A 21,535-nucleotide genomic window follows, 5' to 3' on the forward strand; every position below is an offset into this window, starting at 1 on the left:
GAAAGGAATTATTTTAAGTATAAGCCCCAGCGGATGAAATCTTCAATCCTGCTTATATTATTCAATGTCTCAAAAGGAGGTGGATAAGGGTAATAACGTACATAAATAAGGAAGCTTATATTTTAAGCTAGAAGCGAAAGGGAAGTGAATAAACGGTGACCCAACTTGCAGATAATATCATATTATTGCTGGCAGCTCTCTTACTTGTAGGTGTGTTTTCCACCAAATTCTCCACTAAATTTGGAATGCCAGCTCTAGTGCTTTTCCTTGCTGCGGGGATGGTACTGAGTCAATTTATCTTTTTTAACAATGCTTCCTTAACACAAATGGCTGGGATTTTTGCGCTGGTTGTTATCTTGTTCGAAGGTGGGATGCAGACCAGTATTAAGGATATCAAGCCTATTATTCGGCCGGCATTATCCTTATCCACGGTAGGCGTATTGTTAACGACAGCTATCGTTGGGGTGTTCGCTAAGCTGATTCTTGAGGTGTCATGGGCAGAAAGTTTTCTGTTCGGAGCTATCGTGGGTTCGACTGATGCTGCTGCGGTCTTTTCGGTATTAGGCGGTAAGAATATTGACAAACGACTGACCTCGACACTCGAAGCGGAATCAGGCAGCAACGATCCTATGGCGGTATTTTTGACAGTATCGCTGATCGAATGGATTCAGCATCCGGATATGGCGATATGGGGACTTGTGCTGTCCTTTATATGGGAGATGGCAGTTGGTTTGGTGATAGGGATTGTACTTGGTAAAGTCGCAGTATATCTTATCAATCGAATTAACCTGGATTCTACGGGACTTTACCCGGTATTGGCAATTGGATTTGCTGTCCTAACCTACGGCTTATCTGCACTCGTTCATAGCAGCGGCTTGCTGGCTGTCTATGTAATGGGTCTTACCCTTGGCAATTCCGAGCTGATGTATCATCGAACCATTATGAATTTTAGTCATGGCTTTGCTTGGATGATGCAAATATTTATGTTTATATTGCTGGGTCTACTGGTATTTCCACAGGAGCTGGCAGAGGTGGCTTGGCAAGGTATATTGCTGTCCGTCATTCTGATGGTTGTGGCAAGGCCAATAGGAGTGTTTATAAGCTTGCTCTTTTCCAGATTCTCTATTCGTGAAAAAACACTAATTTCTTGGGCCGGCCTGCGCGGAGCCGTTCCAATTGTGCTGGCAACCTATCCGCTGCTAGCTAATCTTCCCCACGGCCGACTGTTCTTTAATGTAGTATTCTTCGTCGTGCTGACCTCAGCAGTGATTCAAGGAACAAGCATTTCACCGCTGGCTTCCCGGTTGAAGCTGGTGGGGCAAGAGGATTCAGCACAGCCATCACTGATGGAGCTGGTCGCCCTTGGCAAGACGGATTCCGAGTTCAACCACATAGGAATTGAACCTTACATGCCCATTGCCGGGCAGAAAATCTCCGATATCGGACTGCCAGATGATATCTTATTTACTGCTATTATCCGGAATAAAAGCATTGTCACCCCCCATGGCAGTACCGTCATTGAGCCAGGGGATACTGTATATGTCTTAAGTCCAAAGAGCAAACGCGATGAGATGAGGGCTTTTTTCCGGAGTCAGAAAGGGAAGACGGCGGAGGAAAATATATCTTTGATTTAAGTCTAGAAAGAGGACGTTATCCAGAGTGTGACAGAGATAATAGGCGTTATAACAAAAGTTATGCTAGAATCGGCAACATGCAAATCTTCAGAGTGGTTGCAAAAAGCAAAAGGATGTGTTAAATTGTATATAGATTTAGAACGAGTCTAAATACAATATAATAAATTAACCATAGGAGGTTTTATTAATGACTACACAACTAAAGAGCCAAACTGAACTGCACGCTGCTTTGAACCGCCAGACCGCGAACTGGTTCCTGCTTGGGGTAAAGCTTCATCATTATCACTGGTATGTTAGCGGATCCCAATTCTTCACGCTGCATGAGAAGTTTGAAGAACTCTACAATGAAGCTGCTGGTTATGCAGATGATTTGGCTGAGCGCCTGCTTGCTATTGGTGGACAACCTGCCTCCTCTATGAAACAATATCTGGAGCTTTCCGATTTACAGGAAGCTCGTGGCGGCGAAGATGCCAAGGGTATGGTAATGGAGCTGGTTAGAGACTTTACAACTGTTTCTAAAGAACTGCAGGCTGCGATTGCTACTGCAGAAGAACTGGCTGATCAACCCACTGCGGATCTGCTGATTGGTATTAGAAGCAGCATTGAGAAACATGCTTGGATGTTGAATGCTTTTATCGCCTAAGACAACATTCTTATAAAGGATAGAACCACAAAGAGCGCCTGCATATAGGATACGCATGGCGCTCTTTGTTTTGTTGTTTTACTACTGAACACAACTATTTAATAAACACACCCCCGAAGGGAACTACCTCGCGTAGAAATCGTTTAACAATTCCATCATCGTTGTTATCTCTTTCGAATCGGCGGTTCTGACGTCCTGCCTGAAACAGCACAGGCCCGTGACCTGTCATCTTCCAGTGATAGCTCATATGCTGGCTAGCCAAATGGTTGCCGTAAACGGTGAGCTCCAGCTTGGCATTCTCAGGGTAGGCAATAATGCTGCCTGCATCGACATAAAGGGGGTTGGTCGGGTGCAGTACAGCTTCACAGACCGTACCCTCCGTCAGTATGCCAATCATGCCATTGCCCGAGAATTTCACCTTTACAATATCCCGTGTAACGAGCACATTCTTCATGCTTAGCACCCGGGTCTCCAGTGAAATACCTATACTGTAGAAGAAGAGATGCTTAAAGTCGTACAGCAGATCGCTTTTGCCATCGAGCTGCAGGATTTTTATGCGATAGCCTGGTGGAAGGGCGGCGACGAAATGGCAAGGACCTGCCATATCGGAACGAATCAACTTTCGCTTGCGGTATATGCCCTTCACATCCATAAATCTGTCCGCTCGTCCTGAGGAAGGACCTTGATAAGCGATAATTTGTTGTGGATGGAGTATATGAACCTCTTCTTTCTCCCCAAGGGAGAAGGCTACGGCTTGTCCGCTTCCACTGTCGCTTTCATCTTGGATATCGATGTTCATAGTTCATCTCCCTCATGCTGTGACTGTGATCTTCAATGAATACGTAAGACTAACGCAGACGGTCGCCTTTTCGCGAACGGTAAAGCATGCTGAAACGAATAAAACGTATCAGTATAAAATAACCTAGGATTAGTCCAATCCCTGTAAAAATAGTCACTTTGATTTTATGATAATATTCTTCGCGTGCCGTCCGGTCATTTTTTAATTCATCAACCATCTGCGTTAGTTGGCGATTCTGCTCTTGTAGGCTTTCGTTCTGTATCCGGTAAGCTTCTATCTCCTGCGTGGTATTCGCGAGCTTATCCTTTGCCTGCTGAAGCTCTTCAGCGGTTTGCTGAAAACCTTCCTTTAATTCATTCACTTCGTTTGGCAGCTCGGAGAAATTTTTAACTCCATTATAGATATCACTGAATATATTAGCTTTTGCTACAGGAGCTGGCAGGCATACAGTAAGCGTCAGCAAGAACAGGAGCGAATATAACAGCTGTAGATATGCTCGGGATTTATGTCGTTTCATCTATATAATCACCACCCAATTTAGGCTTGTAGTTCTTTTATTTTAACACAGCTTGACAGCTTCTGACAGCGTACGCCATGGGACTGGTAATGCTTATAATGAAAGTAATTTTTACCTCCTTAAGGTTTTCGTTTACTCATTATTAAACACGATCAGTCCGTGATTATCTCGATTGAGAAGAGGTACTATTTATCGTATACTTTGGACGAAAGGGGCTGCTGTCGATTGAACAAATGGCTTAAAACAATATTGCTTCTGATCGGATCTGCTTTTTTGACTAGATTCATCCCATTTTCATCTTTGTTTCGGAATTTAGACACGATGATTCATGAATTTGGGCATGCTCTGATGACCTTACTACTGTCGGGTAGTGTGCTGAGGATTGAATTATACGCCGATCATAGCGGTGTAACCTATTCAGCCATTCAAGAAGGGGGCAAGGCAATATTAGTTTCCCTCTCGGGTTATTTGCTAGCCTCCTTATTTGCACTTCTGCTCTTCTATTTATACAGTAAGGGACGCCATGATTGGGGCCTTATCTTAGCTACGGGTGTGGCGTTGATTATGCTCCTGCTATACGTGCGAGGAAGCTTTGGCATGATGTGGTTGGGCGGATTTATTGCGCTAAATATTCTAATGCTGCTGGTTTGGAAGACGGCCAGCAAATATTATTATTTGTTATTGGCCTTTTTAACCTTGGAGGAGTCTGTAATGGGAAGTTTATTTCTGGTATACGCGGCTGCTGTATCACCGTCCCGTGCAGGAGATGCCAGCAATCTGGCAAGAATGACTCCCATACCCGCTATATTTTGGGCCACACTGTTTTTTATATTTTCTCTGTGGTGTGCCAAATGGGCACTGGGACTATTTTTCAAGCGAGAGCGAATGCAGACTAAATTAGGGAGTCGATGAGAAAAAAACATAAAATTTTCGTCATAAATAGACAAAAGGAGTTGTTTTTACAAGAGTCAGTCTACTAAGCATGTAGAATGACTCTTTTTTTGTCGATAATATAGAACCGAACATACATTCCATGACATGGAGTTGTCCGCCATTATTGGTACATTAATAGAAGACCCAAAAAAAGAAAGAGGTGGAAATAATGATAGAAAGTATTCATCCCGTATTCACATGGAGTCAAAATCGTATTTTTGCAGGCGGCAATCGTAAGGTTATTTTGCTTGTCGAATGGAAAGGGAATATACCTGCAGAGCACAGCAGACCCAGCAGTTATAAAGTGGTTGCGCGTGAAATTGAGCTGCGAGTTTGGCTTGAACCCCATGTAACTTTTAAGCGTTCGTATGGGTGTGAGTTTGAAGTCGGTGAGGGCAGATCGCTACTTCTTAAGCTTGGCAAAATAAAAACGGGGCAACGAAAGTTTATTGCTTTGGAATTCAATATCTCTACTACTATTGCAGGTAGATATGAAGCTCTTTCCTTACAGTGGAAATATAAAAAGCCAACCGTAGAGCGTGTTCAAGAGCTTCCAGTAAAGGTTCTTGAGCTAGAATACACCCATCATACTCAGGTTCTGAGTGAAACCTGCTGCTTTCACGTAGAGAAACATCTGGAATTGTTAAAAACAGCTGAAACGATTGAGGAGGCAACCACGTTGCAAAATGAAGGACAACATAGTCAAGCTCATGAAATGCTTTGCCGTCACGCAGATAAATTACTATTACTAGCCGTACGTTCTGGAGATCCTTTACTACTTAAAGAGGCCGAAATGTTGTATAAACAGATTGGATTCGAGTATCAGAAGCGGGGGAAAACTGCTACTGGAAATTGATATAGGACATACAACTAGAAGATGCATATTGACGAAAAAAGACCTATACATAAATTTGTTTTGTCAGCGGGTTCGGCGGAAAATAATCAGAAGAATTGTAATATAAAATGTGGTAACATAGTAAAAAAGTTCTATCACACTATTACTTTTTTTCATAAAATAATGGGTCTATTTAACCATAAATCAAGGGGAACTGAATATGACAGACCGATTAATCCGACTGATGCGCATTATTACACTTGTTCAAGCCAAGCCAGGGATATTAGCCCGTGAATTGGCGGAACGCTGCGGCAACAGCGAGAGAACGATATACCGGGATATGGACGCGCTTAGCGCCATGCATATTCCTATAACCCACCTTGGACATGGAAAAGGCTATGCTTTTATTGGCAATTTTGCACTTTATCCTTTGGATTGGTCGGAAGAAGAGGCGTCTGCGTTTTCGCAACTACGCTATATTATGGAAGATATTAAACCCGTTCTGCCTATCGGTTTTGAAGGCGCTTATGAAAAAGTAGTTGCAGCTGAATACAAGCGAAAGGCGGAGCGGGAAGAAACGATAGAACGTGCAAGAAGAGAAGCAGGTACAAGCTGGTTGGAAAGAAGCGGTGCACAGATGGAGCATCAATCTTTTTTAACACCTATATTGGAGGCTTTATTAAAGCAGAGGAGTATTCAAGCGAATTATTGTGAGAATGCAGTGGAGGAGAAAGAAATAACCATCGATCCTTATTGTTTAGTCCCACTGGAAAATCGTTATCATCTCATTGGATTTTGCCATCATCAGGGTGTTATTCGTACATATCATATCAACGATTTTTCAAACGTGAAGCCACTAAACCGCTGCTTCTCAAAGGAATCATTTGATTTGCAAGCTTTTATGAAGCAAAAATGGTCACTTGACCGCGACAGTTTGCAGGTAGAGTTTAAAGTGAAATTTTCGGAGCGAATCATGGAAGGGCTTAAGAGAGAGGATCTGCCCTATAAGCCGAATAAAGTAGACCGTCAAGCTCGGTGTTGTTATTTTAAAGTCGCGTTGGAACAAGATATTGCATTTGTCCGCTGGATTAAGAGATTCGAAGAGGATGCAGAAATCATAGAGCCGTTATATTATCGGGAAGTGCTCAGGCAGCAGTTGGAGAAATGGATATCACAATATAAATAAGATGGATTCTCACCTTCAAATGAAATATTCGTTTACATATATTGTTACAAATCAAAAATTATAGAATATTTCTCTTGTTTGGTGAGTCTTTTTATAATATCATCATACATTAAATAACATAATTGCGATTTATAGAGTTGTTTTTATCCTCGAATTTGACCTTTGTTCAATTTTATACAGAAGAAAGCTATTCTCTAGATTCATTTGATTCTTAAAAATGAATATATTAATCCGGGTGAGATTCCTGGGGAAGTGGATTATCCATTATGTTGACGGTACTGGGCTTTAACGTGAAGAATTAATATCATTCGTGTGGTGTCTTTGCAGCCCTATTTAGGGGCGTCAAAGGCATCTTTTTTGTGTGCAAAAAGCCAAAATCATCGTTATATATTGTCTAATTATAACAATATATAACTAAACATATCCAAACACAACTGTAGTTGTAGAAAAACGAAAAACTGTATGCTAGAATAGCATCTAAATATATACATACGAAATTGGGAGGAATGGAAATGTTTAAGAAATGGGCACTCTCCGTGATGGGGATATTGGCAATCCTTCTGGTTGTAAATTTATCTGCAGGTTCAGGTGTAGAGGTGCAAGCAGCCACCAAGAAGACCGAAATTATTGTTTCCGCAGCGGCTAGTTTGCAAGACAGCCTGGATAAGATTGCTCTCCTTTATGAAAAGAAACATCCCGATATTGATTTGGTTTTTAATTATGCAGCATCCGGCACTCTGCAAAAGCAGATTGAGCAAGGGGCCCCGGCGGACCTGTTCTTCTCTGCAGGTGATAAACAGATGAATGCACTGGTGGAAGGTGGACTTATCTCCGATCATAAGGTTCTGCTTAAGAATCAATTGGTTATAGTTGTACCCTCAGATTCAAAGGTCAAATTAACTACGATTACTCAGCTTACGGATAAAGCTTTTAAGAAGGTGGCAGTGGGGCAGCCTGAATCTGTGCCGGCGGGTCAATATGCTCAGCAATCGCTGGCAGCGAAAAAGGTATGGGATCCGCTGCAAAGCAAACTCGTATTCGCCAAGGATGTGCGTCAGGTTCTCTCTTATGTAGAAACAGGAAATGCCGATGCCGGTTTTGTCTATAAGACAGATGCACTTACTTCAAAGAAAACTAAAATCGCTTTGACGGTCGGTCCACATGTACACAAAGCCATTAATTATCCGGCAGGCATCGTGAAGAGCTCGAAGAATCAAAAGGCAGCTAAGGAGTTGTATAGTTACCTTCAGAGCAAGGAAGCTAATGATATCTTTGTAAGTTATGGCTTCCTGCTTCCTTAAATAGAAATTACGAGTAGAAGCGGGTGGAATAAGGTTGGAAATAAATTGGACTGATTTCTTCGCCCCGGTATGGCTTTCCGTAAAAATATCTGTGATTACCAGCATTATTGTATTCATTTTGGCAACAGCTGCTGCGAAGGCCATGGCAGGCCGGAAGTTTCCCGGCCACAGCTTGGTAGAGACTATAATGCTGCTTCCGCTCGTTTTGCCGCCGACGGTCGTAGGATTTGTACTTTTAGTTATTTTAGGCCGACGAAGCTGGATCGGCAGATGGTATGAACAGATGACGGAGCAGACGATCCTGTTCACATGGGGGGCAGCTGTTATCGCTGCTGTAGTTGTAGCTTTTCCACTCGTATACCGCACAGTGAAGGCGGGTTTCGAAGGGATAGAAGCAGATCTTGAAGATGCAGCGCGGGCACAAGGGGCAAGTGAACTGCAGGTACTGCGCTATGTCACGCTGCCGCTTGCGGGCCGGTCGCTGGCAGCCGGCTATGTTCTTGGCTTTGCCCGCGGTCTTGGGGAGTTTGGCGCTACCATCATGGTAGCTGGCAATATTCCGGGCCGTACGCAAACCTTACCCACAGCGATCTATGTTGCGGTAGATGGAGGCAATATGACGCTCGCGTGGATGTGGGTATGCTCAATTATTGTTATTTCAGCCGCTATGCTGATGTTTGTGAATCGGCGTTCTTAAAAAACACCAGACAGCGATTCTCCGGTTATGGGAGAGTTGCTGCCTGGTGTTTTTGGTTTGAAGCGGGCGGCTTGAGCAGATGCTGGGCAAGTGGAAACCCGGCGACTTTGATGCAGCTTTTAGCGCCGCCAAATTTTGATGGAGTCTGTGAATTAACTGCATTCTATACAGTTATTCGGTCTGCATAAGGGAACGTTCTAGTTTTAATTGTATTCTATACAACTAAAACTAGAAAAGACGCCTATGGGGTAGTAAATCAAAAGAAATAGGTGTACCAAATACAGTTATATCTAATTTGCGAGTTGTTCAAAGAAATATAGTTGTACGAAATGCAGTTAAACGCTTCTGCAGATTGCTTCCTTCTTCTGTCTGCGACCATTAAGTCTCATAAATTATCGTCCCAGTTTCCGTGAGATCATATCCGTGAATGGATCCAAGCTCATTCTGGAAGGCTGGTGAACGCAAAATATCAATCACGGCAGCGATCCATTGCTCATGCTCCGGTTTTTTTATCATCACCAGGTCGTAGCACTCCTGAATCATAGGAATAAAATCAACGCCGTCGACAATCTTAGCGGCTTTCTCGGTGCCGATGGCTACATCAGCTTCTCCCCGGGCCACTTTACCGGCAACTGCCAAATGGCTGTTCTCCTCGTTCATATAGCCTGATAGGCTGGCTGCTGGAATGCCATGCAATCGAAGCTGTTCATCCAATAATACGCGTGCACCTGAGCCTCGTTCTCTATTGATCAGCGTGAGTCCATCCTGCTCTAAGTGAGACCATTCCTGAATACCTCTGGGATTCCCTTTTTGTACGTATAAACCAGCACTTCGGGTTAGCAGGCGAACTACAACATAAGAACATCCGACGAGTATTTTACGGATATAGGGTAGGTTGTATTCTCCAGTATCCCCGTCGAGTAAATGTGTGCTGACAATGTCCGATTCCCCTTTATACATGGCAATCAGGCTGTCTAGACTCCCGGCATAAGAACGAAGAGGACGTTCAGTAGGCAGAGCCCGTTCTAAATAGGTAGCTAGAATATCCAGTGACATATCCTGACCTGTAATCACCAAGCTGTGTCCTACAGCTTTAAGGTGAGGAGATTGTGCTGGCATTTGAGCTGGATTTGTACCGGAAAAGGCCAAGGGGATTGCTGGTGGAGTCTGGCCCATTATAGTAGTAGGGTTAGCGGTAGACACCCCACTCCGTGTATTTTGTTTGTAGGCTTCCAAATCGGATTGATCCACGCGCATTTGTTTTCCTACACGGTAGGAGGGGAGCTCCCCTTTTTTAATTAGATCATATACTTTTAATTTTGATATTTTTAATAAGCGGGCAATTTCCTCTGTCGTATAGGATGTATTATCGGACATCACAAAAGCCTCCAGAACTTCATATTAGGACAAGACTACCCTATTTTGAAGTCCTGTGCAATTAGGCTATTGTTGTTTCCCAGCCTGTTGTGTACTGGATAATTTGATCAACTCAGAGACAGTGACAAATCGAAAGCCTTTCTTTTCTAATTCGGGCAAAATAATTTTAAGCGCTTCTCTAGTTTGTGACTGCCCGTGCACATGATCATGAAACAGAACGATGTCTCCATTACGTGCATTTCGAATGACCTTGTTCGAAATACTGTATACCCCTGGGCGATTCCAGTCACGTGTATCTTGATGCCAGGACCATAATATTGGCTTCAAGCCCATATTGTTAGACAGATCTACTAAGGTCTCGTCATACATGCCGCCTGGTGGTCTGAACAGTGAACTATGTTTACCGGAGACTTTTATAATCTCTTCTTCGGTCAATTTTAGCTCCTGCTCAAATTGGGCTTCATTAATAGGTCTTTTAAAATAAACGTGATTGTAGGTATGGTTAGCTAATTCATGCCCCTCAGCAATCACTCGTTTCGCTACCTCTGGATAGGCTGCAATTCTTTTTCCTATCGCAAAAAAGGTACATTTCGCATGGTATTGATTCAATACCTTTAAGATTTGATCGGTTTCAGTAGGGTCAGGACCGTCATCGAACGTCAATGCAATCACTTTTTGGTTAGTATGTACTTCCCAAATCATGTCTCCTCTTTTTTCGTAGTAGTCGCGGTTTTTGCTTGGACTGCCTAGAGCAGAGTTCGTGAAGCATAAAAAGAGTGTAAGGGTGATCATCATAATTTTGCTGCGAGTTTTCATCATTTCACCTGTTTTTTTTATTTTAGAGTGCTCCTTTTGGGGGTCGGTATATTCATAGTTTAAGTTTTGTATAGACAACCAGTCTTTTTTTGTGCTCTTTCTTCTTTCTACTATCCTTCATGTACAGGTTATGAGATTCATTTTGGCTTCTGATGATTACATAGTTATCGACATGCCCGTTTATAATTAAATTAGCTTTTGTATTTTGATGTGAAAATAGTTATGAAAATGCCTTATAATGAAGTACTATATACAGACATTTGGTTAGGGGTGGGAATATGACACTTATTGAAAAAAGAGAACACCGGCAATATCCGGAGATTACCCGCCTTGAAACGTCGAGAGCTGCTTATGAGCGTGATTATTCACGCCTGATTCATTCGCCTACTTTCCGTAGGCTACAAGGTAAATCACAAGTATTCGGAGCAGGGACCGGTGATTATTACCGTACGCGTCTGACTCACTCACTTGAAGTTGCGCAGATTGCCCGTGAGGCGGCGAAAAGTCTGCTGCGATCGTATCCAGAAGTGGAAACCACTAAGGCGGAGAATCCGGGTCTTGTTATCGATCCAGAGGTAGTGGAATGCGCAGCTATCGCTCATGATTTTGGCCATCCTCCCTTTGGACATAAAGGGGAAGAAGTGCTGGATAATATTTTGGAACAGCTTATTGAAAAGAAAACTAACGAAGCTGCGCTGCAATCAGGCGCAACGGGTGTGGATCGGCTGCTGATCCATGAGCAGATGAAGCAACGTTATGAGCATTTCGAAGGCAATGCCCACAATTATCGGCTGATTATGTTTCTGGAGAAGCGTGAAAATATTGATGGCCTAAATCTGTCGGATGCTGTGCTGCTAGGCATAAATAAGTATCCTTTTCCCGGCACCTCGCTGAAGAAGGGGATGTACCTGCACGAATGGGGATATATTTCGGAGATCCGCAAAGAGTGGGGAATACCAGCAGGTAAGAAAACGTTGGAGGCTCAGCTTATGGACCTTTGTGACGATATCGCTTATTCTGCACATGATCTGGAGGATGGGATTAAAGCCGGAAAGATTGAAGTGCATGAACACTTTATGCATGATTCTTATATCCAACGGTTAATCGTGGAGAAAATCACCACGCTCGAGGATTTCTTCTGGAAGGGCTGGGAAGAGGAATGCATTCGCGCGAAGGTCGAGGAAGTGCTTAGTTCATTTCTTCGGGTTTGGAAGGAAAAAATGCCAACCTGTGAAAACGACTATTCCCGCACTCGACGTGAAGTTAAGGCTTATTGGGTAAGTACCTTTGTCGCAAGCTTGGGAGTGATCCAAGATGGAGACTGGAAGAAGGTCACCTTTATAAAGGAAGGAAAAGAAGATGAAGATATGCTGCGGACCGTCAGTGTGTTGAAAAGCTTCGCATGGGTCACTATGATCCGTGATTTGCGTGTGCAGCGGCTGCAGAAACGTAGTGAGTGGATTTTGCGCCGACTATGGGGAGCATTTCTGGATCCACAGACCTCTAAAGCCATTATTCCATCGGATTGGCTGCAGCGCTTTGAGAAAGATCAGAAGCAGGCAAAGCCGATTTGGACCTGGGAGCATATGGTGATTGATTATATCGCAGGGATGACTGATGCTTTTGCAGAGAAAATATATAATGAACTGTACGGACTGAAAGTCGGCTCGATTTATGATTTGGATTAGAGGCTCTTAGACAAGTAGTCCCTGCTGTTCATTTAGGATGATCTAAATGAACAGCAGGGGCTATTTTTATAAGGATTATTGATTTAAATACCACTCATATGCAGTTTTTTCAAGATTAACCACGAATTCTTCTTTCCCGTCTATATAAGCTCCAATGTCCTCTGGGAATTGTTTGGCAAGAGTATCTTTTAAATCTCCGTACTGTTTAACCGCCTCCGGATGTGATCGGAGGTAGTCTCTTACAGCCAGATGACGACCGATATCTATCTTATTATCCATTTGGAAGACATGAACATGATGGGTTCTGCTATTTCCGCCTTTTCTGAAATATCTTCTGCCACTGATACCGAACTCACCCATACATTCATAACCAAGTGCTGTCATTTGCTGGTTGAACTCATCTACAGCTTCGATATTTCGTAATACAGGCATTATATCTATGATTGGTTTCGCTTTGAGTCCGGAAACAGAAGTGCTGCCAATATGGTGAATATCAACGAGGGCATCAGCAAAGATATCTTTAATCTTCTGAGCTTCTTCGTTGAACATTAGACCCCATTGTTCGTTAAATTCTGTGACCGTGACCTTCATTGCACTAACCCTCTCTTTATGGATAACTTTGGATTTTCTTATTATAGAACAGATGTTCCTGTTTTGTAAAGCTTATTATTAATATTGCCGGTCATAATCAACAAGGTTTAGAGAAGGCGTGCCTGATGATAAGTAAGACTTCACATTTTCGGTAAAAATATTAACGATCCGGTCAGCGTATTGATCTGTAATTCCAGCGGAGTGTGGAGTGATAATAACCTGCTCCATAGACCAAAGCGGATGATCCTGCGGAAGGGGTTCAGTCTCAAAAACATCCAACCCAGCGCCACGGAGTTGTCCGCGATTCAATGCATCGATCAGCGCCTCTGTATCGGTAGTTGCGCCCCGGCCAATGTTAATATAATAGGAGCCTTCTTTAAACGCGGAGAAGCTGGTGGCATTAAATAAATGCTTGGTCTCATCGGTAATAGGAAGGGTATTGATGATGAAATCGCCTTGACTTACAGCTTCGGATAAACGATCTGTTGTATAGATTTGATCAAAGTCTGCGACTGGCTTACCGGAACGGCTGACACCGATAGTCTTCATCCGGAAGGCTTTAGCAATTCTGGCGGTTTCACTGCCGATCGCTCCAGTTCCAGCTATTACGGCTGTTTTACCGAACAGCTCGCTTTCACTGCCATCAGATTTCCAAATCCGGTTCTGCTGATTGCGTACAGCTGTATGCAAATTACGGGTGAAGAGAAGTATGAACCCGAAGATTACCGCAGAAATAGGTTCGGCATGAACCCCGCTCCCACTGGTGAGCAGGATTCCTTGTTCCTTAAGACGATCGAGAGGAAGCTTCTCAATACCAGCAGACCAGGACTGAACCCAGCGAAGGGAGGACTCGGGGCGAAGGAGTGTATCCGAAATACCTTTTGCCCAGCCAATTACAATTTCTGCTTCTGCAAGCAGCTGCAAATCCGGATTTTTTGCGTCTCCTTGTGTAAATGTATAGCCTGGGGCAGCCGCTTTGATCCTTTCCTGCTGCTGAGATGTAAGTGGTTGTAGACATACTATAGACTTAGTCATGATGTGTTCCTCCTACTTTGTGGTTTAATGGATATTGATCATGTTATAGGTTAAGAATACCAAATCTATTGGAGAAGGTGAAATTGACCATGGATGCTAAAGCATCAGAGAACGAATCAGAACGGCTTTTTTTAGCTGTGAAATTACCTTCTGAGCTGCAAGAAATAGTGGCGCAGGCATGTTCAAAGCTATCTGAAAATTTTGATTTTGCTAAATGGACAAATCCGCAAGATTATCATATTACCCTGCAATTTTTAGGAGATACCCCAAAGGCCAAAATTCCAGATTTAGTGAAATCCTTGAGGAAGACTGCGGGGCAAGGCAGACCCTTCAATCTCTCTTTGGACAAATGGGACACATTTGGTCTTCCAGCTTCCCCAAGAGTCCTGTGGATAGGGGTTTCCGGCGAAATAGAGGCATTAAATCAATTAGCTGCCAGAGTGCATTCAGTGACGTTTCCACTAGGTTTTTCAGGCGAATCCAGGGCCTATAAACCGCATCTTACTGTGGCTCGAAAGTACCGGGGAAAAAATTCATATGATGATAAATTGCTGGAAAATTTACTGAAATTGGATGATGATTGGAACCTAAAAAACTATCAGAGAGACTGGACGATTGATAGTTTTGTGTTGTATGCTACCAGAATGTATGCCATTCCTATGTATGAAATTATTGAAAAGTTTACAGTTTAAAATCGATAATAAAGTTTTCAAAGCTTCCGTTTTCGGTTACATACAATAGGAATGTGCCGTGAAATAGGAGGAATATCATGTTAATTTTTAAACAAAACCGCTATATTGCGTTGCTCGTTGGCGTTATACTAGTGTGTTTCTCTGCCATAAGCTTATTGCAACCCGAACAAGTTGCGGAAGGGAAGGTGGACAGGGTGCAGATGGATAAGTTGCAATCCACTAGCCGTGCATCCGTACTTTCTCTTTTGCAAGATGAATCGAAGTCTAGTATAACGAGTAGCATTACGAGGGGCATTACTGAAGTTACACAAGCCAATAAGCTTAATAACACATTCAGTCTTTTAAGTTCCGCTTGGAAACCGGCGAAGGGTGTGGAATGGCTTAGTGTAAAAAAATTAAAACAAAAAAACACAAAAAACACATCGAACGTTTCCATTATTCGGGTGAAGGCTGATGTAGTACAATCCAAGCCAGCTGCGCAAAAAGCGTCGCAATTGGCGGAAACAGCAACAAAGAGTAGTCAGGCGACAGCGAAGACAGTCTCGGCTTCTCAGAAACATCCCCTCACAACATTGTACTTCTCTCGGACAGAGCTATTAAGCCAGGAGCAGCAAAGTAAAGCAACCCGGCGCTACGCTGTATCCGAAGAAGAACTGCTTCTGCTACAAAAAATTGTAATGGCAGAGGCGGAAGGTGAACCGTACAAGGGCAAGGTGGCAGTTGCCAACGTTGTTCTGAATAGGCTGCGGTCAGCCAATTTCCCCGACACGATATATAAGGTTATTTATCAGAAGAGCCAGTTCAGCCCTGTAGCTAACGGGCGTCTTAACCGTGTGAAGCCTAACGATGATAGTATTAAAGCGGTGAATGCTGCACTCTCCGGAGTAAAGGAAGTTCCCGATAATACTTACTTTTTCTTGTCGCTAAAACTTGCACAGGATCTGACCGTACATCATACACAGACTTATGTTAAAACCATTGGCAATCATACTTTTTATAAATAAATTTGGTGGATCTGTGAACCTCAGCGCTATATAGGGTAAACTAAACTATATGAATCTGGAGGTGGAAGATAACCATGAAAATCACTTATTATGGACATTCAGCTCTGCTGGTAGAGACGGGGAACGTGAAGGTTATTATTGACCCTTTTTTGTCAGGCAATCCGAACTCCGGTATTTCACCTGCCGATATTTCCGTTGATGCCGTTCTGCTTACTCACGGCCACTCTGACCATTTTGGAGATGCTGTCGAAATTGCCAAGCAGAATGATTGTCCGATCTTTGCGGTGTTTGAGCTTGCCGAATATTGCCGGATGAAGGGTGCACAGGTAAAGCACATGAATATAGGTGGTAGTCATACCTATGCCGGGATGACTGTGAAATTTACGCAGGCATTTCATTCCTCATCCATTCAGGAGGGCGACTCTTGGATTTATGCTGGACAACCCGCGGGGATTTTATTGACGTTTGAGGGCAAGACGATTTTCCATGCGGGGGATACCGCGCTATTCAGTGATCTGCGCCTCATTGGAGAAAGGAATGCGATTGCCCTGGCAGCTCTGCCTATAGGCGATATGCTTACCATGGGACCGGATGACGCCTTGCTGGCCGCACGCTGGCTGCGGGCGGATAAGGTGATCCCGCTACATTACAATACATTTCCGGATATTGCTCAGGATGGTGCTGATTTCTGCGATCGCCTGCACCAAGAGGGAGTGGAAGGTTTCCCACTTAAAGCTGGTGAGAGTGTAGAATTTTAACCAATCCGATTTATATTAAAAAAAGCAGGTAGCCGGGGGAAATTCCCTGACTACCTGCTTATTCTTTAAGGTGTAATACATACAGGTTCTTCATTACGTGCTTGCGCTCTAGAGCCTCTGATTTCAGTTGCTTCGCTTACGGGGTTACCTAACATCTTCAGAACAGTAGTCGCACAGCTTTGCGGTTGATGTTTATCTGGAGCGAGACGTCGTCTGCGTTGCTCTTCCAGAACTGAATATTCACGAAGCATCATAGTGAACCATTTGTTCACTACTTCCGAGTCGAGCACCTCTGCCAGCCCAAGCTCTACGAAATATTGGCAGTTTTTCTCTTCCTGACCTGGAATAGCTTTATAGAAAAGCATCGGAATTCCTTTGGCCTGACCTTCTGTGCAGGTCATCCCTCCAGGCTTCGTGATCAGCAGGTCTGAGGCATCCATCAATTTATTGATTTCACTGCTATATCCCAGAATTTTAACATTGGGATGATTGAGCAGTGGATTGGACTTCATTTTGGCGATTAGCTTCTCATTACTGCCCATACAGAAGACGAGCTGAATATCATCCATTCTGGCGGTGAGGGAATGCATAATCTCTTTGCCGAACATTAACCCCCAACCTCCACCCATAATGAGTACGGTTGGGATATCAGCCAATCCCAGTTCCTTGCGCAGCAGCGTCTTGTTGGAGCGTTCCCAGAACTTTGGATGCACTGGGATGCCAGTCACGGTTACTAGCTCTGGAGCGATCCCACGGCCTGTCAGAATGGATTTGACACGTGGGGTAGATACGAGATAACGATTGACCTCGGAATTTACCCAGCTCCCATGTGCATCATAATCTGTAATTAATGTATACAGAGGCACATTTAATCCACGACGCTTTAGTCTGGAAATGACCGCAGCCGGAATGGGATGAGTGCAGATAATCAAATCAGGCTTTAGCTGTTCGATCACCTGTGAAGCATGTGTATAAAAAATCCGGTGAAGCGCCATTTTAGTCAACGGGTTCAATGATTTATGATATTGTGTCTTATACATCATGCCGACCAGCTTAGGCTGGCTGCTAACTGTTTTGCGGTAAGCGGAAAGAATCCAAGGGGCGACCGTCGGGTTAAGAAATTTCCCCAGCTCGATGACTCGGCACTGGACATCCGGATTCAGCAGCTTTATTCCTTCGGCCAGAGCATAGGCTGCTCCTGTGTGGCCCGTACCGAAGCCTTCCGAAAACAGCAGTACTCTTTTCTTTCGCATAAGTTCACCTGCTACTTTCCTTTTCTATAGAGATGCTTTCCTTCTTCTAATTATACTAGGAAATCTATACTATACTCACATTATACAAGTAAGACGTAAATAGAAAGTTAAAACCCTGCAATAAATAAAAAAATAAAAGGTTCGCCCAAAGTATTGCAAACTAGAAAACAACATGATAAAGTTGTGAATGACCAATTGACCGGATTAGTAAAGTGGTCAGAAGTCAGCGGGAACGATATTTTCTGGAGAAAGGAAGTGTGCACAGGTGGCAGTGGTGGATCGAAGACAGCAGGTGCTTCAGGCCGCAGCGAAATCTTTTTCATTATTTGGCTACAAGGCAACTACAATGGATCAGGTTGCTAAGATTGCAAATGTCGGTAAGGGAACCATCTACACCTTTTTTACAAACAAAGAGCAATTGTTTGACGAGATCCTGCGCGATATGATGATGGAAATGAAGACGATAGCTGAACGGGAGATCAGGCGAGACAGACCTTTCTTTGATAACTTGCATCGTGTGCTGGATGCTCTGCTTGAGTTTCGAAGTGAGCAGGAGCTATTCATAAAACTTTCCCAGGAGAATCGCGAATTCGGTACGCCGCAGGCTGGAGAAGGACTCGAGAAGATCGAGAACGTAGTTTTAGAATATTTAGAACGGGAGGTGCAACAAGCGCTCCAACAGGGAGAAATCAAACCTTGCGATCCCAAAATCGTCTCGGTAGTCATGTTCAGATTATATATTGTATTGACTGCTGAACTGAATAAAACACATACTCCCTTGGACAAGGAACAGATCAAGATGTATTTTCATTTGTTTCTCGCCGAAGGATTGGCACAGTAAGGGTTGATTCAGGATAGGGATGGCGTTCTCAGCATCACTCGATTCGCTTTCCCTTAACAATTCTCAAGATGATTAGGCATTGAAGAAGAGCCGCAAGGCATTTTTTTATACCCTGAATTGACCGAATGGGGAAAACAGTCACTTAGTGTTACGTAATATTTCGCAAACAAAGCATTTTAAAGAGAGCATAAGCTCATAAGGAGAGAACCAGAATGAAATCATTATCCGTATTTACCAAGGATCTTGGAGCAGCCCTTAGAAATCCGAAGGTGCTGATTCCGATGATTGCTATCCTATTTATTCCGGTGATGTACAGCGGATTCTTCCTGAAGGCATTCTGGGATCCGTATGGCAAGATGAATGAACTTCCGGTTGCTGTGGTCAACCAGGATGTCGGCGCTAATTATGAAGGCAAGCAACTACAAGCCGGTAATGATCTTATAGAAGAGTTGAAGGTAACCGACGGCTTCCAGTGGAACTTCGTTTCCCTTGAAGAAGCGGAAGCAGGAATGAAGGACAATACTTATTATATGTCGATCATTGTTCCGGAAGACTTTTCTGCTAAAGCTACTACTCTTATGGATGATGAACCACAGCCGGCAAAAATTATTTATGAGCCAAATGAAGGTTATAACTTCTTGGCTGGTCAGATCGGTGGTACGGCTGTAGCAGAAATTAAAAATAAAGTATCTGCTAAAGTAACAGAAGCTTATGTTGAGTCTGTATTCAATCAGATTACAGAAGTATCTGATGGATTGGGCGAAGCCGGAGATGGTGCTTCCAAGATCGCTGATGGCGCTGGTAAGCTAGATGACGGAGCCTTGAAGCTGAAAGATAATCTACTTGTACTGACAGATGGTACAGGTAAACTTCAAAATGGTGTAGAACCCCTTACACAAGGTGTGACTGATTTGAATGCAGGTGCTACGGCGCTTAAAACAGGATCAACCACGTTGGCAAGCGGATTGCAACAATTGTCTACTGCACATACGCAACTTCAAGACGGTGTTGCACAAAGTTCTGCCGGCAGTAAACAGCTTAGTGACGGCTTGAAACAAGCTGTAACAGGTGCTACACAGCTTCAGGCGGGAACACAGTCTGCTGTGGATGGTACTTCTAAACTACAAGCAGGAACACAATCTTTAGTTGATGGCAGCGCGAAGCTGGAAGCGGGCTTAACTTCTTCCGTAGATGGCAGCGCGAAACTGGAAGCGGGTTTGCAAGCTTCCGCCGCAGGCAGCACGAAGGTAACTGAGGGTGCTAAAGCGGTAGCTCAAGGATTGGAGCAATTGGCACAGGCTAGTCCTGAGCTGGCACAAAATCCAGCGGTACAGAAGCTGCTGGCAGCTAGTGCAGCCGTGGCACAAGGCAGTGAGCAACTGCAACAAAGCCAAGAGCAGCTGGCACAGGGTGCTACTGCACTCCACAGTGGGCAAGAGCAACTGGCACAAGGTGCAACTCAACTGCACTCGGGTTCACAGCAGGTAGCTGCTGGTGTAACTCAGTTGCATGATGGAGCTAAGCAATTAAATGCTGGTAGCACACAGCTGTTGACAGGACAACAAAAACTGGCACAAGGCGCATCTGCACTTGTAGCTGGTGGCGATAAGCTGAATGCAGGAATGCAACAATTTGGTGCGAAGCTTAAAGAAGCTGCAGCTGGAGGCAGCAAGCTGGCTGAAGGCGGTAAAGCACTTGGTGATGGTACCTCAAAACTGCTTAGCGGTGTAGGCGAACTAGGTTCCGGTATCAGTGCGGTAGCAGATGGTTCGAAAAAACTGGCTGATGGCGCAGGCGAGCTGAAAGATGGTATGGATGATCTGAAATCTGGATCAACAGAACTGGCAACTAAGCTTGGCGATGCTGCTGAAAAAACAGGCAGTGTGAACAAAACAGATGCAATGATGGAAATGTTCGCACAACCAGTTGTGGTTGAGGATAAAGTTGTGAATCATGTTCCGAACTATGGTACAGGTTTTGCTCCTTACTTCCTATCCCTTGGATTGTTTGTAGGTGCTTTGATTTCAACAATTGTTATTCCAATGCGTGATTCGGCTGTCCTTGGTGCTAGCCGTATGAACCGTTTCATCAGCCGTACGCTTACCTTCACAATCATGAGCTTCATCCAGTCTATGCTGGCTGCTGTGGTTGTATTGTACGGACTTGGACTGGAAGTACAAAGTAAACCGCTATTCTTCGTATTTACATTCTTAACAAGCTTAGTTTACACATGGGTAGTTCAAGCGATTGTTACTTGGATGGATCAACCGGGACGTTTCGTTGTTATCGTTATTCTGATTTTCCAATTAACAACTAGTGCCGGAACATTCCCACTTGAATTGATCCCTGACTGGATGAAATTCTTTAATCCACTGCTTCCAATGACTTACACAGTTAGTGGTCTCAAAGCAGTAATTTCTACAGGTGATTTCAGTGCAATGTGGGGAGATGTAGGTATCCTGGCAATCTTTGGTCTTGGATTCCTTGCTCTTACCTTCGCTTACTTCATGACACGTAGCCGTGAGAATGAAGTTGGAGTGAATAGTGAACAAGTTTTGACTGTATAAACTGATAAATTTTTTGAAAAAAAAGTATAAAAAAGCGTCTCCTCTGGGAGACGCTTTTTTTGATTTAAAATCATAAAAACCCTTTTTCTTGCAAACATATTAGAAGGAGTGAAAAATCTTGTAACGCTTTCATTGCATATGCACTTATGCGTTATTTATGTATAATTATGCAACATGAAGTTTTTTTAAACTTTTACTCGCTAAAGCTGTGATGCAAAAACAATTGTTAATCAGCATCATAAAAAAGTTTAAATTGCGCTGATGATACCTCGGTGATAAAATAATAGCACTAATCTGGATTGAATAATTATTAAGATTTTCATGTGAAAAATTTTCCTAACACATTGCATACTTTATAATAGAAAGGT

Annotated in this window: 20 protein-coding genes; 13 read left to right on the top strand and 7 right to left on the bottom strand. The window is 43.5% G+C overall.

Annotated features, from left to right (window positions below; genetic code table 11):
• Window positions 1–155 precede the first annotated feature (155 nt).
• Together NST58_RS05360 and NST58_RS05365 are read left to right on the top strand one after the other, a co-directional pair.
• The gene (locus tag NST58_RS05360) at window positions 156–1,634 is read left to right on the top strand and encodes a potassium/proton antiporter (protein ID WP_076137164.1); all 1,479 of its coding nucleotides are present in this window, start codon (window positions 156–158) and stop codon (window positions 1,632–1,634) included.
• A gap of 187 nt (window positions 1,635–1,821) precedes the next feature.
• Window positions 1,822–2,277: a Dps family protein gene (locus NST58_RS05365; protein ID WP_076129259.1), complete on the top strand. Its 456-nt coding sequence runs from the start codon at window positions 1,822–1,824 to the stop codon at window positions 2,275–2,277.
• A 94-nt stretch (window positions 2,278–2,371) separates the two neighbouring features.
• On the opposite strand, the gene NST58_RS05370 is transcribed toward NST58_RS05365, so the two are convergent.
• Window positions 2,372–3,076 (bottom strand): AIM24 family protein, encoded by a 705-nt coding sequence (locus NST58_RS05370; protein ID WP_076185036.1) that lies wholly within the window; start codon window positions 3,074–3,076, stop codon window positions 2,372–2,374.
• Window positions 3,077–3,125: 49 nt separating this feature from the next.
• Window positions 3,126–3,593 (bottom strand): hypothetical protein, encoded by a 468-nt coding sequence (locus tag NST58_RS05375; protein ID WP_076304990.1) that lies wholly within the window; start codon window positions 3,591–3,593, stop codon window positions 3,126–3,128.
• 225 nt (window positions 3,594–3,818) lie between these two features.
• On the opposite strand from NST58_RS05375, the gene NST58_RS05380 reads away from it, so the two are divergent.
• The 5 genes from NST58_RS05380 to modB all read left to right on the top strand — a co-directional run bounded on the left by NST58_RS05380 (window position 3,819) and on the right by modB (window position 8,545).
• Window positions 3,819–4,505 carry a M50 family metallopeptidase gene (locus NST58_RS05380; RefSeq protein ID WP_076304991.1) on the top strand — a complete coding sequence of 229 codons (687 nt, stop codon included), beginning with the start codon at window positions 3,819–3,821 and terminating at the stop codon, window positions 4,503–4,505.
• Window positions 4,506–4,695: 190 nt separating this feature from the next.
• Window positions 4,696–5,382 (top strand): hypothetical protein, encoded by a 687-nt coding sequence (locus NST58_RS05385; protein ID WP_076185039.1) that lies wholly within the window; start codon window positions 4,696–4,698, stop codon window positions 5,380–5,382.
• Between the two features lie 199 nt (window positions 5,383–5,581).
• A complete protein-coding gene (locus tag NST58_RS05390) occupies window positions 5,582–6,547 on the top strand; it encodes a WYL domain-containing protein (protein ID WP_076185040.1) in 966 nt (321 codons plus the stop codon).
• A 512-nt stretch (window positions 6,548–7,059) separates the two neighbouring features.
• Window positions 7,060–7,848, top strand: coding sequence for a molybdate ABC transporter substrate-binding protein (modA, locus tag NST58_RS05395; RefSeq protein ID WP_339246616.1), 789 nt, complete (start codon window positions 7,060–7,062; stop codon window positions 7,846–7,848).
• Between the two features lie 40 nt (window positions 7,849–7,888).
• A complete protein-coding gene (gene modB / locus NST58_RS05400) occupies window positions 7,889–8,545 on the top strand; it encodes a molybdate ABC transporter permease subunit (protein WP_172628881.1) in 657 nt (218 codons plus the stop codon).
• Window positions 8,546–8,923: 378 nt separating this feature from the next.
• On the opposite strand, the gene NST58_RS05405 is transcribed toward modB, so the two are convergent.
• Together NST58_RS05405 and NST58_RS05410 are read right to left on the bottom strand one after the other, a co-directional pair.
• Complete coding sequence (locus NST58_RS05405; RefSeq protein ID WP_339246619.1) at window positions 8,924–9,922, bottom strand: helix-turn-helix transcriptional regulator; 999 nt, start codon at window positions 9,920–9,922, stop codon at window positions 8,924–8,926.
• Between the two features lie 66 nt (window positions 9,923–9,988).
• A complete protein-coding gene (locus tag NST58_RS05410) occupies window positions 9,989–10,738 on the bottom strand; it encodes a polysaccharide deacetylase family protein (protein WP_076129284.1) in 750 nt (249 codons plus the stop codon).
• 278 nt (window positions 10,739–11,016) lie between these two features.
• On the opposite strand from NST58_RS05410, the gene dgt reads away from it, so the two are divergent.
• Window positions 11,017–12,426 carry a dGTP triphosphohydrolase gene (dgt, locus tag NST58_RS05415; protein ID WP_076185043.1) on the top strand — a complete coding sequence of 470 codons (1,410 nt, stop codon included), beginning with the start codon at window positions 11,017–11,019 and terminating at the stop codon, window positions 12,424–12,426.
• A 75-nt stretch (window positions 12,427–12,501) separates the two neighbouring features.
• Here the strand turns inward: dgt and NST58_RS05420 are convergent, their stop codons facing one another.
• A complete protein-coding gene (locus NST58_RS05420; RefSeq protein ID WP_339246622.1) occupies window positions 12,502–13,017 on the bottom strand; it encodes a GrpB family protein in 516 nt (171 codons plus the stop codon).
• A gap of 78 nt (window positions 13,018–13,095) precedes the next feature.
• On the bottom strand, window positions 13,096–14,052 hold the full coding sequence (locus NST58_RS05425) for a D-2-hydroxyacid dehydrogenase (protein WP_280753492.1): 957 nt from the start codon (window positions 14,050–14,052) through the stop codon (window positions 13,096–13,098).
• Window positions 14,053–14,141: 89 nt separating this feature from the next.
• Here NST58_RS05425 and thpR point away from each other — a divergent pair, with 89 nt between their 5' ends.
• From thpR to NST58_RS05440, 3 genes are all read left to right on the top strand, one after another.
• Window positions 14,142–14,744 (top strand): RNA 2',3'-cyclic phosphodiesterase, encoded by a 603-nt coding sequence (gene thpR / locus NST58_RS05430; protein WP_339246625.1) that lies wholly within the window; start codon window positions 14,142–14,144, stop codon window positions 14,742–14,744.
• A gap of 77 nt (window positions 14,745–14,821) precedes the next feature.
• The gene (locus NST58_RS05435) at window positions 14,822–15,748 is read left to right on the top strand and encodes a cell wall hydrolase (RefSeq protein WP_076185046.1); all 927 of its coding nucleotides are present in this window, start codon (window positions 14,822–14,824) and stop codon (window positions 15,746–15,748) included.
• A gap of 74 nt (window positions 15,749–15,822) precedes the next feature.
• On the top strand, window positions 15,823–16,506 hold the full coding sequence (locus NST58_RS05440; RefSeq protein ID WP_339246627.1) for a metal-dependent hydrolase: 684 nt from the start codon (window positions 15,823–15,825) through the stop codon (window positions 16,504–16,506).
• A 65-nt stretch (window positions 16,507–16,571) separates the two neighbouring features.
• On the opposite strand, the gene NST58_RS05445 is transcribed toward NST58_RS05440, so the two are convergent.
• Window positions 16,572–17,759: a glycosyltransferase gene (locus NST58_RS05445; RefSeq protein ID WP_076129244.1), complete on the bottom strand. Its 1,188-nt coding sequence runs from the start codon at window positions 17,757–17,759 to the stop codon at window positions 16,572–16,574.
• A 265-nt stretch (window positions 17,760–18,024) separates the two neighbouring features.
• On the opposite strand from NST58_RS05445, the gene NST58_RS05450 reads away from it, so the two are divergent.
• Window positions 18,025–18,600, top strand: coding sequence for a TetR/AcrR family transcriptional regulator (locus tag NST58_RS05450; RefSeq protein ID WP_076129243.1), 576 nt, complete (start codon window positions 18,025–18,027; stop codon window positions 18,598–18,600).
• Between the two features lie 212 nt (window positions 18,601–18,812).
• Window positions 18,813–21,167, top strand: coding sequence for a YhgE/Pip domain-containing protein (locus NST58_RS05455; RefSeq protein WP_076194207.1), 2,355 nt, complete (start codon window positions 18,813–18,815; stop codon window positions 21,165–21,167).
• Window positions 21,168–21,535 lie beyond the last annotated feature (368 nt).

The sequence above is a fragment of the Paenibacillus sp. FSL R10-2796 genome, assembly GCF_037965315.1.
GTDB classification, from domain to species: Bacteria; Bacillota; Bacilli; order Paenibacillales; family Paenibacillaceae; genus Paenibacillus_AQ; species Paenibacillus_AQ odorifer.

What these genes read in the sequence shown, in the direction of transcription:
- NST58_RS05365 (WP_076129259.1), top strand. Translation starts at nt 1,822, where the DNA reads ATGACTACACAACTAAAGAGCCAAACTGAACTGCACGCTGCTTTGAAC.
- NST58_RS05370 (WP_076185036.1), bottom strand. Translation starts at nt 3,076, where the DNA reads ATGAACATCGATATCCAAGATGAAAGCGACAGTGGAAGCGGACAAGCC.
- NST58_RS05375 (WP_076304990.1), bottom strand. Translation starts at nt 3,593, where the DNA reads ATGAAACGACATAAATCCCGAGCATATCTACAGCTGTTATATTCGCTC.
- NST58_RS05385 (WP_076185039.1), top strand. Translation starts at nt 4,696, where the DNA reads ATGATAGAAAGTATTCATCCCGTATTCACATGGAGTCAAAATCGTATT.
- NST58_RS05390 (WP_076185040.1), top strand. Translation starts at nt 5,582, where the DNA reads ATGACAGACCGATTAATCCGACTGATGCGCATTATTACACTTGTTCAA.
- modA (WP_339246616.1), top strand. Translation starts at nt 7,060, where the DNA reads ATGTTTAAGAAATGGGCACTCTCCGTGATGGGGATATTGGCAATCCTT.
- NST58_RS05405 (WP_339246619.1), bottom strand. Translation starts at nt 9,922, where the DNA reads ATGTCCGATAATACATCCTATACGACAGAGGAAATTGCCCGCTTATTA.
- NST58_RS05410 (WP_076129284.1), bottom strand. Translation starts at nt 10,738, where the DNA reads ATGAAAACTCGCAGCAAAATTATGATGATCACCCTTACACTCTTTTTA.
- dgt (WP_076185043.1), top strand. Translation starts at nt 11,017, where the DNA reads ATGACACTTATTGAAAAAAGAGAACACCGGCAATATCCGGAGATTACC.
- NST58_RS05420 (WP_339246622.1), bottom strand. Translation starts at nt 13,017, where the DNA reads ATGAAGGTCACGGTCACAGAATTTAACGAACAATGGGGTCTAATGTTC.
- NST58_RS05425 (WP_280753492.1), bottom strand. Translation starts at nt 14,052, where the DNA reads ATGACTAAGTCTATAGTATGTCTACAACCACTTACATCTCAGCAGCAG.
- thpR (WP_339246625.1), top strand. Translation starts at nt 14,142, where the DNA reads ATGGATGCTAAAGCATCAGAGAACGAATCAGAACGGCTTTTTTTAGCT.
- NST58_RS05435 (WP_076185046.1), top strand. Translation starts at nt 14,822, where the DNA reads ATGTTAATTTTTAAACAAAACCGCTATATTGCGTTGCTCGTTGGCGTT.
- NST58_RS05440 (WP_339246627.1), top strand. Translation starts at nt 15,823, where the DNA reads ATGAAAATCACTTATTATGGACATTCAGCTCTGCTGGTAGAGACGGGG.
- NST58_RS05445 (WP_076129244.1), bottom strand. Translation starts at nt 17,759, where the DNA reads ATGCGAAAGAAAAGAGTACTGCTGTTTTCGGAAGGCTTCGGTACGGGC.
- NST58_RS05455 (WP_076194207.1), top strand. Translation starts at nt 18,813, where the DNA reads ATGAAATCATTATCCGTATTTACCAAGGATCTTGGAGCAGCCCTTAGA.